The organism is Desulfovibrio diazotrophicus, assembly GCF_902498985.2.
In the GTDB taxonomy this organism is placed as follows: domain Bacteria; phylum Desulfobacterota; class Desulfovibrionia; order Desulfovibrionales; family Desulfovibrionaceae; genus Desulfovibrio; species Desulfovibrio legallii.
The window spans coordinates 1371934-1387670 of the sequence record NZ_OX346397.1 but is presented as its reverse complement, the minus strand read 5'-3'; the positions used below and the strand labels follow the sequence as shown (position 1 = coordinate 1387670).

16 protein-coding genes, 4 tRNA genes and 1 other RNA gene are annotated in these 15737 nt (G+C 63.8%); all 21 read right to left on the bottom strand.

Features of this window, described 5'->3' with window-relative positions:
- Window positions 1–87: 87 nt before the first annotated feature.
- The 21 genes from rplA to J7I12_RS05925 all read right to left on the bottom strand — a co-directional run bounded on the left by rplA (window position 88) and on the right by J7I12_RS05925 (window position 15554).
- Window positions 88–795, bottom strand: a complete 708-nt coding sequence (rplA, locus tag J7I12_RS06025) for a 50S ribosomal protein L1 (protein WP_118230535.1) — start codon at window positions 793–795, stop codon at window positions 88–90.
- A gap of 183 nt (window positions 796–978) precedes the next feature.
- Complete coding sequence (gene rplK, locus J7I12_RS06020) at window positions 979–1401, bottom strand: 50S ribosomal protein L11 (protein WP_118230536.1); 423 nt, start codon at window positions 1399–1401, stop codon at window positions 979–981.
- Window positions 1402–1522: 121 nt separating this feature from the next.
- Window positions 1523–2095 carry a transcription termination/antitermination protein NusG gene (nusG, locus tag J7I12_RS06015; protein WP_092152469.1) on the bottom strand — a complete coding sequence of 191 codons (573 nt, stop codon included), beginning with the start codon at window positions 2093–2095 and terminating at the stop codon, window positions 1523–1525.
- Window positions 2096–2103: 8 nt separating this feature from the next.
- Entirely contained in the window at window positions 2104–2343 is a 240-nt protein-coding gene (secE, locus tag J7I12_RS06010) for a preprotein translocase subunit SecE (protein WP_118230537.1), read from the bottom strand.
- A 21-nt stretch (window positions 2344–2364) separates the two neighbouring features.
- Window positions 2365–2441: transfer RNA gene (locus tag J7I12_RS06005), tRNA-Trp, on the bottom strand.
- Window positions 2442–2484: 43 nt separating this feature from the next.
- A complete protein-coding gene (gene rpmG, locus J7I12_RS06000; protein ID WP_092152471.1) occupies window positions 2485–2634 on the bottom strand; it encodes a 50S ribosomal protein L33 in 150 nt (49 codons plus the stop codon).
- Window positions 2635–2638: 4 nt separating this feature from the next.
- Window positions 2639–3832, bottom strand: coding sequence for an elongation factor Tu (gene tuf, locus J7I12_RS05995; RefSeq protein ID WP_118230538.1), 1194 nt, complete (start codon window positions 3830–3832; stop codon window positions 2639–2641).
- A 211-nt stretch (window positions 3833–4043) separates the two neighbouring features.
- A tRNA-Gly gene (locus J7I12_RS05990) sits at window positions 4044–4119 on the bottom strand.
- 103 nt (window positions 4120–4222) lie between these two features.
- Window positions 4223–4308: transfer RNA gene (locus J7I12_RS05985), tRNA-Tyr, on the bottom strand.
- A 47-nt stretch (window positions 4309–4355) separates the two neighbouring features.
- A tRNA-Thr gene (locus tag J7I12_RS05980) sits at window positions 4356–4431 on the bottom strand.
- A gap of 195 nt (window positions 4432–4626) precedes the next feature.
- Window positions 4627–5484, bottom strand: coding sequence for a peptide chain release factor N(5)-glutamine methyltransferase (gene prmC, locus J7I12_RS05975; protein WP_118230539.1), 858 nt, complete (start codon window positions 5482–5484; stop codon window positions 4627–4629).
- On the bottom strand, window positions 5484–8045 hold the full coding sequence (gene lon / locus J7I12_RS05970; RefSeq protein WP_118230540.1) for an endopeptidase La: 2562 nt from the start codon (window positions 8043–8045) through the stop codon (window positions 5484–5486). The genes prmC and lon overlap by 1 nt, the downstream gene beginning before the upstream one ends.
- Complete coding sequence (locus J7I12_RS05965; protein ID WP_302548782.1) at window positions 8042–8758, bottom strand: JAB domain-containing protein; 717 nt, start codon at window positions 8756–8758, stop codon at window positions 8042–8044. The genes lon and J7I12_RS05965 overlap by 4 nt, the downstream gene beginning before the upstream one ends.
- Before the next feature lie 76 nt (window positions 8759–8834).
- On the bottom strand, window positions 8835–9839 hold the full coding sequence (locus J7I12_RS05960) for a DNA polymerase III subunit delta (RefSeq protein ID WP_118230542.1): 1005 nt from the start codon (window positions 9837–9839) through the stop codon (window positions 8835–8837).
- A 398-nt stretch (window positions 9840–10237) separates the two neighbouring features.
- An RNA gene (ffs, locus tag J7I12_RS05955) (signal recognition particle sRNA small type) lies at window positions 10238–10328 on the bottom strand.
- Between the two features lie 26 nt (window positions 10329–10354).
- Window positions 10355–11221 carry an amidohydrolase family protein gene (locus tag J7I12_RS05950; protein ID WP_118230543.1) on the bottom strand — a complete coding sequence of 289 codons (867 nt, stop codon included), beginning with the start codon at window positions 11219–11221 and terminating at the stop codon, window positions 10355–10357.
- Window positions 11222–11223: 2 nt separating this feature from the next.
- Window positions 11224–12189, bottom strand: a complete 966-nt coding sequence (locus J7I12_RS05945) for a D-2-hydroxyacid dehydrogenase (protein WP_118230544.1) — start codon at window positions 12187–12189, stop codon at window positions 11224–11226.
- A gap of 143 nt (window positions 12190–12332) precedes the next feature.
- A complete protein-coding gene (locus J7I12_RS05940) occupies window positions 12333–13112 on the bottom strand; it encodes a sulfite exporter TauE/SafE family protein (protein WP_118230545.1) in 780 nt (259 codons plus the stop codon).
- Window positions 13113–13116: 4 nt separating this feature from the next.
- The gene (locus J7I12_RS05935; RefSeq protein WP_118230546.1) at window positions 13117–13464 is read right to left on the bottom strand and encodes a DMT family protein; all 348 of its coding nucleotides are present in this window, start codon (window positions 13462–13464) and stop codon (window positions 13117–13119) included.
- Between the two features lie 270 nt (window positions 13465–13734).
- Window positions 13735–14298: a tetratricopeptide repeat protein gene (locus tag J7I12_RS05930; protein WP_118230547.1), complete on the bottom strand. Its 564-nt coding sequence runs from the start codon at window positions 14296–14298 to the stop codon at window positions 13735–13737.
- A gap of 422 nt (window positions 14299–14720) precedes the next feature.
- Entirely contained in the window at window positions 14721–15554 is an 834-nt protein-coding gene (locus tag J7I12_RS05925; protein WP_118230548.1) for a TatD family hydrolase, read from the bottom strand.
- Window positions 15555–15737: the final 183 nt, after the last annotated feature.

The window sequence follows — 15737 nt, the reverse complement described above, 5'->3', positions numbered from 1 at the left end:
CCGTCTTCGACTCGAAATCCCGTTCCTCAGACAGTGCGCCCCCAAAACCCGCGGACAAACCGCAAGACCGGGGGCGCTCCTGAAGGCTTAGCCTTCAAGAAATTTTTTGACCTGCGCTATGTCCACCCTGAAGCCGGGGCCCATAGTGGTGGAAACAGCCATGGAGAGCATGTAGGAGCCTTTGGCGGCCGAGGGCTTGAGACGATTGACCGTCTCAAGCAGGGCCTTGAGGTTGCCCAGGATCTTTTCCGGCCCAAAGGAAACCTTGCCCAAGGGCGCGTGCAGCACGCCGGCCTTGTCCACCTTAAAGTCTACGCGGCCGGCCTTGAGCTCGGTGACAGCCTTGGTCACGTCAAAGGTGACCGAGCCGGTCTTGGCGTTGGGCATGAGCCCGCGGGGGCCCAGCACACGGCCGATCTGGCCCACCAGGGCCATGACGTCGGGCGTGGCCACGGCGGCGTCAAATTCGAGCCAGCCTTCCTTGACCTTGGCCACCAGGTCTTCGGCGCCCACCACGTCGGCGCCGGCCTCGCGGGCCTCGGCCTGCTTCTCGCCCTTACAGAACACGGCCACGCGCACGGATTTGCCCAATCCGTGGGGCAGGGTAACGGCGCCGCGCACCATCTGGTCGGAATATTTGGGGTCAACGCCCAGACGAATGGCCACGTCCACGGTTTCGTCAAATTTGGCGAAAGCGGCGGCCAGAGACTTGCTCACAGCGTCTTCAATGCTGAATCGCGCTTGAAGGTCAACCCCTTCAAGGGCGTTGCGAAATTTTTTGCCATGATTGGGCATGGGAATAATCCTTGTCGTTTGCATCTCCTGCCGGGGCCCGACTGCACGGGGCCGGCAGTACAATTGATTCCAACGAGGGCGGGCCGATAATCTCCGACGCAACGCGCCGGTTCCCGCCGCCACAAGGCCGTTGCGCCGCGCAAAAGGGTAGAACGCCGGCGGCGCTCCCGGCGGCACGCGAGCTTACTTGACGTCGATGCCCATGCTGCGGGCCGTGCCCGCAATGGACTTGACCGCAGACTCAAGGCTGGCGGCGTTGAGGTCCGGCAGCTTGAGCTTGGCGATTTCTTCCACCTGGGCGTGGGTCAGGCTGCCAACCTTGTTGCGGTTGGGTTCGCCGGAGCCCTTTTCGATCTTGGCGGCCTTCATGATCAGTACGGAGGCCGGGGGCGTCTTGGTGACAAAGGTGAAGGAGCGGTCGGCGTACACCGTGATGACCACCGGGATGATCATGCCCTTCTGGTCCTGGGTACGGGCGTTGAACTCCTTGCAGAAGCCCATAATGTTCAGGCCGTGCTGGCCCAGGGCCGGACCCACCGGCGGCGAGGGATTGGCCGCGCCTGCGGGGATCTGCAATTTGATTTTGGCAACTTCTTTTTTGGCCATGTGCGTAATCCTTACATCGCTGCTGTGGCGCGGACATTGCGCCGTGCGGGCAGGTCATTAAAGAGCCGGGCGCGCGCAGGACACAAGACCCTGGCAAAGCGCCCGGACAAAAGGGGCCGCGTTATCCTTTGGAAACCTGCACAAAATCCAGCTCCACCGGCGTTTGCCGGCCGAAGATGGATACGGAGACGCGCAGCTTTCCCTTGTCGTAATTCACGTCTTCCACCACGCCGTTGAAGCCCCCAAAGGGCCCTTCGATGACGCGCACCTCGTCGCCCCGGTCAAAATTGAACTTGGGACGGGGCGTCTCCTTGCGGGTTTCCATCAGGGCCAGAATGCGTTCGGCTTCGGCGTCGCGCATGGGGGTGGGGCGGTTTTTGCCGCCCACAAAGCCGGTCACCTTGGAAATGGACTGCACCAGGTGCCAGGAAAGGTCGGTCATGACCATACGCACCATGACGTAACCGGGGTAGAACTTGCGGGTGGAGGTGCGCTGCTGGCCGCCCTTGGTGGGCTCAATGACCTTTTCGGTGGGCACCACCACTTCCTCAATCAGGCCCTGGTCCTGCCCGGTGCGGCGCAACTCGTTAATGGTCTTCTGCACACGCTGCTCGAAGCCCGAGTAGGTGTGCACAATATACCAGCGAGCTTTTTTGGAAAGCTCGGAAGTTTCGTCGATAACGGGTTCTTTCATAACGGCCTTCAGGACAGAATGGTCTTGATGAGGGAGGAGAGACCAAGGTCCACCAGCCCCAGGATGACAGCCATCACGGCGACAAAGCCCAGCACGGCCAATGCGGCCTTGCGTGTCTCCTGCAGCGTGGGCCAGGTGACTTTGCGCAGCTCGGCCTTGGAGTCCTCCACATAGCGGGCAAAGCGGGCCACGGGGTTGGGACCTTTGGCCGCCTTTACGTCAACGGCTTGAGCCTGTTTTTTTGCCATGGTGCGTCCGGGGATAAAAAATGGCAGGGCAGGAGGGATTCGAACCCCCAACATGCGGTTTTGGAGACCGCCGCTCTAGCCGTTAGAGCTACTGCCCTGCGTGCCGTCCGGGGGGCTTACCGCCCCCCGGCGGAAAGGTTGTTACCTGGTTTCACGATGCACAGTGTGCTTCTTGTCCCAGGGGCAATACTTTTTCATTTCCAGCCGCCCGGTAGTGGTCTTTTTGTTCTTCCGGGTGCTGTAGTTGCGGCGTTTGCACTCGGTGCAGGCCAGGATAATGTTGACTCGCATGGCGTTACTCGATGATTTCGGTCACGACGCCCGAACCCACCGTGCGGCCGCCTTCGCGAATGGCGAAGCGCAGGCCGGCTTCCATGGCGATGGGGGCGATAAGCTCCACCAGGAACTGGGAGTTATCGCCGGGCATGACCATTTCCACGCCTTCAGGCAGGTTGATAACGCCGGTGATGTCCGTGGTGCGGAAGTAGAACTGAGGACGGTAGCCGGTGAAGAAGGGGGTGTGACGACCGCCTTCTTCCTTGGCGAGCACATACACTTCGGCCTTGAACTTCTTGTGGGGCGTGATGGACTTGGGCGCGGCAAGCACCTGGCCGCGTTCCACGTCGTCACGCTTGGTGCCGCGCAGCAGCACGCCGATGTTGTCGCCGGCTTCGCCCTGGTCGAGCAGCTTGCGGAACATTTCCACGCCGGTGCAGGTGGTCTTCTGGGTGGGCTTGATGCCCACGATTTCCACTTCGTCGCCCACCTTGATGACGCCGCGCTCCACACGACCGGTCACCACAGTGCCGCGGCCGGAGATGGAGAACACGTCTTCAATGGGCATCAGGAAGGGCTTGTCGATATCGCGCACGGGCTCAGGGATGAAGTCGTCGCAAGCCTGGAGCAGGTCCAGAATGCATTTGGCTTCAGGGGCGTCGGCGCTGTCGGCTTCCAGAGCCTTGAGGGCGGAACCGCGGATAACGGGCACGTCGTCGCCGGGGAAGTCGTAGGAAGAGAGCAGCTCGCGCACTTCCATTTCCACCAGTTCCAGCAGCTCTTCGTCGTCCACCAGATCGCACTTGTTCAGAAAGACCACCAGCTGGGGCACGCCCACCTGACGGGCAAGCAGAATGTGCTCACGGGTCTGGGGCATGGGGCCGTCAGTGGCGGCCACCACCAGGATGCCGCCGTCCATCTGGGCGGCGCCGGTGATCATGTTCTTGATGTAGTCGGCGTGGCCGGGGCAGTCCACGTGGGCGTAATGGCGTTTGTCGGTCTCGTACTCCACGTGGGAGGTAGAGATGGTGATGCCGCGCTCTTTTTCTTCGGGGGCTTTGTCGATTTCGTCATAAGAAATGAACTTGCCCTCGCCCTTGAGGCCGGCGATCTTGGTGATGGCGGCGGTCAGGGTGGTCTTGCCGTGGTCGATGTGGCCGATGGTGCCGATGTTTACATGGGGCTTTTTGCGCTGAAATTTTTCCTTGCCCATTGTACGTCTCCCTGGAGAAAAAAGTTTTGCGTTTTACCTGCGTTACACTGATAAATCGGGTTCGCGCGTGCTGTAACGCCTGCTCCTCGCGTAACGGCTGCGGCAGGGGGCAAGGCCGTGAGGGCGGCCCGCTATCCGCATTCAGTCCCTGGACACCAGGGAACGTGCATTGGCGGACAAGATGACTGAAGGGGGGTAGGGCCAGCAGGAATGGAGCGGGAAACGGGATTCGAACCCGCAACCCTCAGCTTGGAAGGCTGATGCTCTAGCCGTTGAGCTATTCCCGCACATTACCGTAGTACCCCGACAGGCTTCCTGTCTCCTACAGCCAAGGCAGTTTTTTGTAACCACCCACCTACCGTCCCTTATTAAGGGAAGACGGAAAAGTGGTGGTGGAGGGGGGTGGATTTGAACCACCGAAGTCTTACGACGACAGATTTACAGTCTGTTCCCTTTGGCCACTCGGGAACCCCTCCACTGAGCTTGGCAAAGATCCCTATTGCGATCTTTGTTCTGCTTTTTGTGGAGCTGGCGATGGGACTCGAACCCGCAACCTGCTGATTACAAATCAGCTGCTCTGCCAGTTGAGCTACGCCAGCGGCAACACTGCTTCTTAGCTATTTCCACCCTGCTTGGCAAGCAAAAAATGCATTTTGCGACAAATTTCTGTTTGCGCCCTTGGGCTGCAGGGGGCGTTCGTCCGCGCCGGACGCGGAAAAACGGCATTTATACTACTGCACTCTGCCCAGAAGCGCAAGCCGTGTTTCCGCAGCGTTTCTGACAAGGCTGCTTTTTTATAGTGCCGCTTTCCGGCCAAGAGTGCAACGCTCAAGCCCGGCCAGATCCCGGCGCGTCTGGGGGGCAGCAAAGCCGGCCTGGACCAGCAGGCCCCGCACGGCTTCGCCCTGCCTGTCGCCGTGTTCCAGCAGCAGCAGGCCGCCGGGCCGCAGGCTGCGTGTTGCGGCCTGGGTTGCGGCGTCCAGGTGGGCCAGGCCGTTTTGCGGCGAAAACAAGGCTGTATGCGGCTCAAAACGCAGCACTTCGGCCATGACCCGCGAACGTTCGCCCGGGGCCACATAGGGGGGGTTGCTCACCACCAGGTCAAGGCTTGCGGGCCGCAGGGGCGGGGCAAACAGATCGGCCCGCACGGGGCGTACCCGGTGCGCAAGCTCCAGGCGTTGGGCGTTGGCCAGGGTCACGGTCAGGGCCTCTGCGCTGAGGTCCAGGGCCAGGCCGCGCCAGCGAGGTCGGCAACGGGCCAGGGCCAGGCCGATGCAGCCGCAACCCGCGCCCAGGTCGGCAAAGCGGAGTTCCCCCTGCGGATCGGGCAGCAGCTCCAGAGCCGTATCCACCAGCAGTTCCGTTTCCGGGCGGGGAATAAGGGTTTGCGGCGTGACCAGAAAGTCCAGGCCGTAAAATTCCTTGTGGCCTGTGATGTGGGCCAGGGGTTCGCCTGCGGCCCGGCGGTCCACAAGGGCGTCCAGGGCTGCGATTTCGCGGGAGTCCAGCTCCCGCCGGGTTGCCAGCACGCATTCCAGACGGCTGAGGCCCAGCAGATTTTCGGCCAGCACCTGCGCGCAAAGGCGGGGGCTGTCCGCCCCCGCCTTTTGCAAACGCCGGCCCGCCAGAGCCAGATACTCGCCCAGACGCACTAGGCCTCCGCGCCTTCCCGTCGCCGGGCGCGCGGCCTGGCGGCGGTTTTGGCCGCAGCGGTTTTAGCTTTGCCGCCCCGACCGGAGCCGTTGCCCGTCGGGCGCGCGCCGCCCTGGGCGTCTTCAAAGACCAGAGACGGCAGTTCGTCATAGTGGTGCACGGGGTGCACGCTGATGCGCTTGAGCAGGTCTTTGGGCACGTCTTCCAGATCCTTCACGTTCTGGTAGGGGATGACCACGTGCTTGAGGCCGCGCGCCACGCCCGCCAGGATCTTTTCCTTGATGCCGCCTACGGGCAGCACCCGGCCCTGGAGGGTGATTTCGCCGGTCATGCAGAGGTCGGCGCGCACGCGGCGGCCGCTCAGGGCCGAGATGAGGGCCGTGGTCAGGGTGACGCCCGCCGAGGGGCCGTCCTTGGGCGTGGCCCCTGCGGGCACATGCACATGGATGTCGTGTTTGGTGATGAAGCCTGGGTCCACGCCCAGCTCGTCGGCCCGGCTGCGGATGTAGCTCAGGGCCGCCTGGGCGCTTTCCTTCATGACGTCGCCCAGCTGACCGGTGAGGGTGAGCCCGCCCTTGCCCTTCATGACCGTGGCCTCTACAGTAAGCACTTCGCCGCCCGCCGGGGTCCAGGCCAGGCCCAGAGCCATGCCGGGCAGGAGGGTCTTTTCCTTTTCATCTTCTATAAAGCGGGGCGCGCCCAGGAGCTTTTCCACATCCGCCACGCCCACCTTGAAGGGGCCGTCTTCGCCTTCGGCCTTGCGGCGGGCCAGTTTGCGGCAGATGGAGGAGAGCTCACGCTCCAGATTGCGCAGGCCGGCCTCGCGGGTGTATTCGCGCACCACCTTGACCAGGGCCGCGTCGCTTACAACCACGTCTTTTTCTTCCAGGCCGTTTTCTTCAACCTTTTTGGGCAGCAGGTGCTTGCGGGCGATTTCGGTCTTTTCCTGCAGGGTGTAGCCGGGCAGGGAGATGACCTCCATGCGGTCGCGCAGGGGCGCCGGGATGGTGTCCAAGTGGTTGGCGGTGCAGATGAACATGACCTTGGAGAGATCAAAGGGGACGTTCAGGTAGTGGTCGCTGAAGGTGTAGTTCTGCTCCGGGTCCAGCACTTCCAGCAGGGCCGAGGAGGGGTCGCCGCGAAAGTCCGTGCCGATCTTGTCCACTTCGTCGAGGACCATGACAGGGTTGCGCGTGCCGGCCTGTTTGAGGGCCTGGATGATGCGTCCGGGCATGGCCCCGATATAGGTGCGCCGGTGCCCGCGGATTTCGGCCTCGTCGTGCATGCCGCCCAGAGAAAGCCGCTGGAATTTGCGGCCCATGGCCCGTGCAATGGAGCGCCCCAGCGAGGTTTTGCCCACGCCGGGAGGGCCCGCAAAGCAGAGGATGGGGCCCTTGGACTGGGGGTTGAGCTTGCGTACGCTCAGAAATTCCAGGATGCGGTCTTTGACCTTGTCCAGACCACAGTGGTCTGCATCCAGAATTTCCTTGGCGTGGGCGATGTCCAGGCGGTCGCGGGAGAGCTTTTTCCACGGCAGCTCCACCAGCCAGTCCAGATAGGTGCGCGCCACATTGGCTTCGGAGGAATCGGCGTGCATGCCCGCCAGGCGGCGCAGCTGCTTGTCGGCCTCTTTGCGCACATCCTTGGGCAGGCCGGCTTTATCCAAGGCCTTGCGCAGGTTTTCCAGGTCTTCTTCGGCGTCTTCGTCCTTGTCGCCCAGCTCATTGCGGATGGCCTTGAGCTGCTCGCGCAGAAAATAGTCCTTCTGCGCCTTGTCCATGCCTTCGCGGGCGGAGCTCTGGATGCGGGCCTGCACGGTGGCCACTTCCACTTCGCGCTGGAGCTGGGTATTGACCAGCATAAGGCGTTCGATGGGGTCTTCCGTTTCCAGGATGCGCTGGGCCTCGGCTGTTTTTACGCGCATGTTGGCGGCGATGAGGTCCGCCAGGCGGCCGGGGTCGTCCACGCCCTGCAGCACGGCCAGCACGTCCGGCGAGGAAAGCCCGCGCAGGGTGAGCACTTTTTCGCTCTGCTCGCGTACGGAGCGCAACAGGGCTTCCACCGTGGCGTCGGTGACGGCCGTGCGTTCGCTCAGGGTGGTGATGCGGGCCTCCAGATAGGGTTCCACCCGACTGAAGGCCTCCACCTTGGCGCGACTTACGCCCTGCACCAGGATTTTGACGCGCGAGTCGGGCATTTTGAGCATGCGCATGACCTGCACCACCGTGCCCACCTGGTAGAGGTCTTCGGGCCGGGGGTCTTCGGTGCTTTCTTCCTTCTGGGCGCAGACCAGCAAATGGCGGCCGTTCTGCAGGGCCGCGTCCACGGCGCGCACGGATTTTTCCCGCCCGATGAACAGGGGCAGGATCATATAATTAAAGATGACCACATCGCGCACGGGCAGCACGGGCAGCACGTCGGGCACGGCCTGGGCGGAAGGGCCGCCTTCGTGTTCGCCGGTTTCGGGCGCGGCGGCCTCATGCTCCGGCTGCGGGTTCGCGTCGGGCGTGGGGCCGGTTTCGCTGGGCGTCAAAGTGGTTTTTTTGTCAAAATCGCTCATATATTACTCCCCGACTGCAGGCATATGCGCTGTGCTTGCGTGATGCTGTAGCAGTCTCCCTCTGTAACGATGACATGGTCCAGAAAGCGCAGGCCCAGGCGCGGCGCCAGCCTTTGCAGTTCCTCCGTCAGCAGTTTGTCCGCCTGTGACGGCAGGACATGCCCGCCGGGGTGGTTGTGGACCAGGATGATGCCGCCGGCCTTGTGGGCAAGGGCCGCCTCCAGCACGTCGCGGGGGTAGAGGGGTATCTCCGCCACGCCGCCGCGACGCAGGCGTTCCCAGGCGATCAGGCCGTTGCGCTGGTCCACCAGGGCCAGCCAGCATTCCTCGTGCGGGCATCCGGCCAGCCGGGCCTGGGCCATTTGGGCCACGGCTTCCGGGGTGGCCAGCACCTCGCGTCGGCGTACCGGGGCCGCCACGCTGCGGGCCCGGGTTTCGCGCAGTACCTGCCAGAAGGCCAGCAGCCCCGGTCCAAAGCCGGGCACGGCCAGCAGTTCGTCCGGACGGGCGTCCAGCACGCCGCGGATGCTGCCGAAACGCTGCAGCAGTTCCTTGGCCAGGGGCTTGGTGTCCTTGCGGGTCAGCCCATAGCCCAGTAAAAGCTCCAGCACTTCATAATCCGCTACTGCCGTGGCCTCGTGGGCCAGCCGTTCACGCACTCTGGCCCGGTGACCAAGATAGCTTGAAGGATTGGATGCCGGCTTTGCTGTCATAAAGTAAGCAGTTTTCAGAGGTGTGCAAGGGGTTGGGCGGCGGAAAGAAGACGCCGCGTCGGCAAGCGTGCCGCAGTCAGTGGACGGTCCCCGCCGGGGCCAGCAGCCCCGTGAGGCGTGCGGCCAGAAAATCCAGACTTTGTTCCGGGCTGCGGCGGCCGCTCTTGACCTGCCATTCGGCGTCCATAACATGGGCCAGAGCCTCGGCCAGGGTTGCGGGGCTCAGGCGTGCGGCCAGGGCGCGTTTGGCCGCGGCGTCCTTGGGGTAGAGGCGTACGTTCTCACCGGCTTTGATCTGCCAGAGCAGACGCAGTTCCCTGGCCAGCAGGGCCAGAAAGGAGAAAAGCAGGCCGGAGCCGTCTTCGTTGCGGGCCAGCTCCTGCCAGAGGGCCGTGATGTTGCCGGCCTCCATATGCCGGATGCAGGCAAAGACGTTGCAGTCCGGGCTCCAGCCGCCTGTGGGGATCTGGCTCAGGTCCACCTCAGGGGGCTGGGGCGCGCCCTGGGCCGTCAGCGCCGCCCGCAGCAGCAAAATTTTTTCCAGCTCGTTTTCCACGGCCCTGGCGTCGGGCGGCACCGAGGCGCAGAGCCGTTCCAGGGCGTCGGGCGCAAAGCGCAGGCCCAGGGCACGGCCCCGTTGCACAAGGTGGTTTTTAAGACTGTAGGGGGTGAGGCCCTCGTGCCGCCACAGCCAGCCCTGTTCCTCAGCAAATTTCAGGCAGCGCAGCTTGGTCAGGGCTGCGGGCAGTTTGGGGTGGCCTTTTTCCCACGGGACTTCCAGGCAAAAAAAAGGCCAGCACTGTTCTGTAGGGCGGGAGAGCGCGCGCGAAAGTTTTTTCCACACTGCCACGGGCCAGAGCTGGGCCTGCCGCACCACCAGAGCGCGGGAGGCGCCCAGCAGGCCAGGCAGGGTCAGCTCTTCCCAGAAAGCGGCTGGCGGTTCCTCATCGCCCCAGTAGACGCGGCGTTCCCAGACGCCGGAGCGGGGGGGATGGGCCGCCAGCAGGCGGTCCAGGCGGGCGCGCAGGAGCTGGCCGTCCGGGCAGATCAGGAGGGAAAAGCCGGGGCGTGGAGTGCTCATAATGCCTTCAGTAACAAGGTTGTGGGGCGTGTGCTGCCGCCCGTAAAAATCCCTGCGGTGAATTGTTCCGTCGTCGTGGTCGAATGGGGCCCGGCACGCGCGCAGCGGGCTGAGCCCCAGGGAACACTGGCTGCAGTATAGGGCGAAACGGCCGTGTGGGGAAGAGGCTGCCCGCGCCCGCACTTTGAGGCCCAACCCAGGCATAACCACTTGGCGGCTACGCAATGTGCGAACAATTCTGACACTACCCTGCTGACGCAACCGCCAGGGCATTGCAACATTGCAATGCCCTACCAGCCGGGGCGTTTTTGCCCCGGTGTATGCGCGGTCTTGCCGTCGCCGGGCTGGCGGGTTGCGGGCCATAACGCAGAAGCCGCAACGGCGAACCGTTGCGGCTTCCAGGGGCCGGACACCCGGCAGCGGCTGTTACCGCTGCTTCCTTTCGGACCTGACGGGGTTGGCAGTGCTGCCGCCGCCCGGCCTGGCCCTGCTTTATACGGTAAGGGGGCGGCTTGTCAATGGCCGGCGGCCACGGAAAGGGGCGGGACTGCCTGGACCGGCGCGGCGGCGTCTTGCCCGTGGCCTGGGCCGAAAAGGGCCGCGGCGTTGGTCAGCAGGCGGTCCATTCCCTCAGCGTCGAGGCCGGCTTTTTGTTGCAGGCGGCGGCGTTCGTCCAGAGGATCGTAGAGGGGCCAGTCTGTGCCGAAGAGGATGCGCTCTGACGGGAAGGCGGCCAGCAGCCGTCGTAACAGCAAGGGCGTGGCAAAGGGCGAGGTGCTGGAGGTGTCCAGCCAGAGATTTTCCCGCAATTTGCCGCCCAGCACCTTGAGCGAGTGCGCCCACATGCGGTAGCCGCCGAAGTGGGCGGCAATGATGCGCAAGCCTGGAAAGGCGTCCAGAATGGCGGCCAGCTTGTAGGGGCAGGAGGGCGCGCTTTCCGGGCGCATGGCGTCGCCGATGTGGATTTCAAAAATAAAATCCTTCTGAGCCGCTTCAAAGATGGGCCACAGGCGCGGGTCGTCCAGGCGAAAGCCCTGAAAGTCCGGGTGCAGCTTGATCCCCCGGATGTTGGCGGCCTTGAGGCGGTCCAGCTCTTTTTGCCATTGGGCGTAGCCGGGGTGCAGGGTGCCGAAGGCAATGACCCTGTCGGGATGCGCACGCTGCAGGGCTATGGCATAATTGTTGGCCGGGATGACCTGGGCCGGGGCCGTGGCCGCGCAGAGCACCACGCATTTGTCAATTCCGGCGGCGCTTTGTCGGGCCAGCAGGTGGTCTATGGTGCCATCGCCGGCGCAGGTGAGCTGATAGTAGGCATTGAGGTGGTCCACGGCTTTACGCGCGATTTTGGGGTGAAAGGCGTGGGTATGGATGTCTATGCGCACGGTTATTTGACCCCGTTGACCACGTTGATGGGCGTACCGGCCTGCCAGCGGCGGATGTTTTCCGCTGTGAGGTTGATGATGTTCTGGCGGGCGCGGGTGGTGGCCCAGGCAATGTGCGGGGTGATCAGCGTGTTGGGCGCGCTGAGCAGGGGGTTGTTCATCTGGGGCGGCTCGGTGGAAAGTACGTCTGTGCCCAGGCCGCGCAGCTGGCCGCTTTTGAGGGCAGCTGCCGCGGCGGCTTCGTCCACCAGGGGGCCGCGCGCCGTGTTCAGCAAAAAGCTCCCCTTGGGCATGAGGGCCAGGGTTTTGGCATTGATGATATGGCGCGTGCTTTCGGTCAGGGGGCAGTGCAGCGAAACCACGTTGGCGGCGGCCAGCAGCTGTTCCAGCGGGGCAAAGGTAAAGGGGCTGTACGCGGGCGGATCCTTGGGCGTGCGGCAGTAGGCCAGCACGCTCATGCCGAAGGCGTGGGCCAGTTCGCCCATGCGCCGACCAATGGAGCCGAAGCCGATGAGGCCCATAGTCAGCCCTTCCAGACAGACAGGTGGAATTTTCCAGTAGCACCAGTTGCGGCTTTTGATCCAGTCGCCATTTTTGACGCTTTCGGTATGCAGGGTGGTGTGGCGGCAAAGTTCCAGCAGCAGGGCCATGGCGTGCTGCGCCACGTCGCTCACGCCGTAGGCCACCACGTTGCACACAGGCACGTTGCGCTTGGCCAGGGCGGCGATATCCACGGTATTGTAGCCCGTGGCCAGCACGCCCACCATGCGCACGTCGGGAATTTTTTCCAGATCTGCGCAGCCCAGGGGCGTTTTGTTGGTCAGCAGCACGTCCACGCCTTTGGCCCGTTCCGCCAGTTTGTCCGCCGGGGTTTCGTCATAAATGGTTACATCGCCCAGAGCGGTGATGGGACCCCAGTCCACGTCGCCGGGATTGAGCACCGCGCCGTCCAGAATGGTGATTTTCATAGGTCTAACCTCGGTTTGCCAAAGCAGTGTAGCGCGGCCCGCGTCGGCCCGCAACCTGAAGAAAAGAAGCGCAGCCGCGTGGGCCGGGAGCCGCGTGCCTGCAGGGCAGCGAACAGTATAAAGGCTGGGGGCTGGTGCGGCGCTTAGCCTGCCGATGCAAAAAAATACTGCCAGACCAGCGAAAGCAGCAGCAGACTGAGCGAAACCACCAGAAAGCGGCGCACGGCGGCGGGCCCCACCCGGATGGCCATGCGGCTGCCCAGCCAGTTGCCCAGGCAGCAGGCCGCGGCCATGGGCAAAGCCAGCTTCCAGAGCACCACGCCGTTGAGGACGAAGACCGTGGCCCCGCCCAGATTGGAGGCCAGGTTGAGCACCTTGGCCGTGGCCGAAGCCTGCATGAGCCCCATGCGCAGCACCCAGTGGAAGGCCAGAATGAGAAAGCTGCCGGTGCCGGGGCCGAAAAAGCCGTCGTACGCGCCCAGCAGCAGGCAGACCAGGGTTACGGGCAGCCAGAAGCGCGGTCCCTGCAGAGGCAGGGGGGGCAGGCTGCGGTCTTTTTGGGGCAGCAGGGTGGCGCAGAGGCCCACGGGCAGCAGAGCCACCAGTATTTTGCCCAGCAGGGCGGCGTCCAGCAGCAGGGTCAGACGGGATCCGACCCAGGAGCCCAGCAGGGAGAAACCAAGGCCGGCCAGGGCTACGCGCCAGAGCACCAGACGGCTGCGGGCAAAGTTGCCCAGGGCCACGCCCGTGCCCAGACAGGCGCTGACTTTGTTGGCCCCCAGGGCCATGTGCGGGGGCACGCCGGTGAGCAGCAGCACGGGCATGGTCACCAGCCCGCCGCCGCCGGCGATGGCGTCGATAAAGCCGCCCCCCAGGGCAGCGGCCATGCCCGCCAGCAGGACGGGCAGCGTCAGTTCCCACATGGGCTTACCATTTTTTAAAGATGACCCAGGCAGCCAGCACGATGAGGGCAAAGCCCAGCACATGGTTCCAGCGCAGGGGTTCGTGCAGCCAGAAGACGGAAAAGGCCATGAACACGCAAAGCGAGATGACCTCCTGCACGGTTTTGAGTTCCGCGGCGGAAAAATAGCCATAACCTATGCGGTTGGCCGGCACCTGCAAGGTGTATTCAAAAAAGGCGAGGCCCCAGCTGGTCAGAATGACCAGAGGCAGAGCCGCGCTTTTGTAACGCAGGTGCCCGTACCAGGCAAAGGTCATGAAAACGTTGGAGCAAAGCAGCAGCCCCACGGTGATGCAGGGAACGGGCAGGTGCATGGCGACGCCCTCTGAAGGCGGGTAAAAAGATCCGCACGTGGGCGGGCGCGAGGGGCACGGCGACAGAAGCCGCGTTGCGGCGCAGAGGGGTCTATAGCTGGCGGGCCGGGGCGCGTCAATAAGGCGGCCGGGCCGTTCGGCAAAAAAATCCCTGAAGAAACTTCAGGGATGTGGGCAGAGCGTGGCCCCTTCCGGAGAAAGGATTTCCCGGCCCCGACGCCTGCCGAGGCCGGAAAATCATGTGGGGAGGGGATGTTGCGGCGCTCCGGTTCAGGCGGCCATGGTGTCGAACAGTTCCTTGGCGCTGGCGTTGCCGGGGTTGACGCCCAGCACGCTTTCCAGGTGCTGACGGGCTTCATCGCTGCGGCCCAGATAGATGAGGCAGCCGGCCAGGGTCACGCGCACGGCCTCGGCCTCCGCGCCGGTCTGCAGGGTGTCTTCCAGATAGGGCAGGACTTCTTCCACCCGGCCCAGCTGGTAGGCCTCGCGCACCAGGCAGTTGAGGGCCACGATATTTTCCGCCGATTTGTGCAGGGCGCGGGCAAAGTGGTCATAGGCCGCCTCGTGCTTGCCCTGTTCCATCAGTACCAGGCCGATGCCGCAGAGGGCCTTGTCGGTTTCTTCCACGGCGGCGGCCTTCTGGTAGAGGACCAGGGCCTTGTCCAGCTCGGAGCGCTGCACGGCCACCGTAGCCAGCCCCATATAGGGCGCGGCATTCTGCGCGCCGCTGCTGGCGGCTTTGCGGTAATATTCTTCGGCCTTGTCAAAATCGCCCATAAACAGGTAGCACTCGCCCAGTTCTTTGTTGATTTCGTAATCCAGTTGGTTGCTCATGGTAGTTTCCTCCCCAGCTCTGGCTGTTGTGTTCAGAACGCTCACTGCGCCAATGGCGTGCACGGAAGGATGCAGACTGCGTGCCAGAATAAAAAAATATAGTAAAAAAGAAGTATTGTATGCTGTGTGAAAGGGCGCAGCCCGTGCGACGGCAGGAAAAGGACGGCCGAGCGCGCCAAAAACCTGGCGCGGACGGCAAGTTTTGCCCGCCGGTCTTTTCTCCTGTGTCGGGCGCGGCGCAGGGACGGACAAAACTGCCCGCCGTGGGTCGCACGTCGCTTGCGGCGAGTACAGTGGGACCCTGTCGCCCAGCGGCGTCAATGCCTGGCTGTACGTAGATCTTCGCCAGGCCCAAAGGTGCGGCAAGCGGGGAAGAGGCGCTGTTCGCGGTTCTGTCCCGAATCTGCAGACGCGGCGTGGGGTCAGGCCTGCGTCGTCAGGCCGAAGAAGCGGCGGGCGTTGTCGCCGCAGCGCCGCCAGAGCCGGGCGGGATCTTCGTCGCGCGCTGCGGCCAGGGCCTGGGCCGTGAAGACCGTAAAGGCAGGCTCGTTGCGTTGGCCGCGCCAGGGGTGGGGAGCAAGGTAGGGGGCGTCCGTTTCCAGCAGCAGGCGGTCGGCGGGAATGAAGGGCACGGCCTGGCGAAGATTCTCGTTGGCCTTGTAGGTGATGGGGCCGGGCACGGAAATGTGCCAGCCGTTGTGCGTCAGGCGGCGGGCCAGGTCCGGCCCTTTGCCGAAGCAGTGCCAGAGCAGGGGGTAGCCGGCAAAACCGCGCGCCTCCAGCAGGGTCAGGGCTTCGTCTTCGGCGTCGCGGCAGTGGATGACCACGGGCAGATTGCGGGCGCGGGCCAGGTCCAGCTGGTCGGCAAAGGCCTGCAGCTGGATTTCGCGCGGGCAGTCCGGCCAGTGAAAGTCCAGGCCGATTTCGCCCACGGCCCGTAAGCGCGGTTCGGCGGCAAAAGCCGCGTCCATGGCCGCAAGGCAGGCCGGAGTGCAGCGCTGGCCTTCGCAGGGGTGGACGCCCAGTACAAAAAAAACTTCCGGGTGGGCGTCAAACAGGCCGCGCCCCGCGGCAAAGGCTTCCGGCCCCTGAAAGATATTGCCTATCTGGCTCAGGCCCACGGCCCTGGCGCGGGTCAGCACGGCTTCGCGGTCCTGGTCAAATTCTTCGCCGTCCAGATGGGCGTGGCTGTCCACGCCACCCAGGGGCAGGGCCAGAGTCAGGGGATCCACTCGGGTTACGGATTTTTTGGACATGGCTACCTCGCAACCGATTTTTTTACCAACAGCATGGCTGCAAGGCAAGTTTGTCCCTGCAGCGCGGCAGACTGTTTTGTCGCTGCGTTCAGACGACGTTACCCTGCAATGTCTTGGCGGCGTGTCGCAGGGGCCCGCCACAAGGGCGCAGGCCTTTTGCAAGGGGAAACCAACGGCAAACTG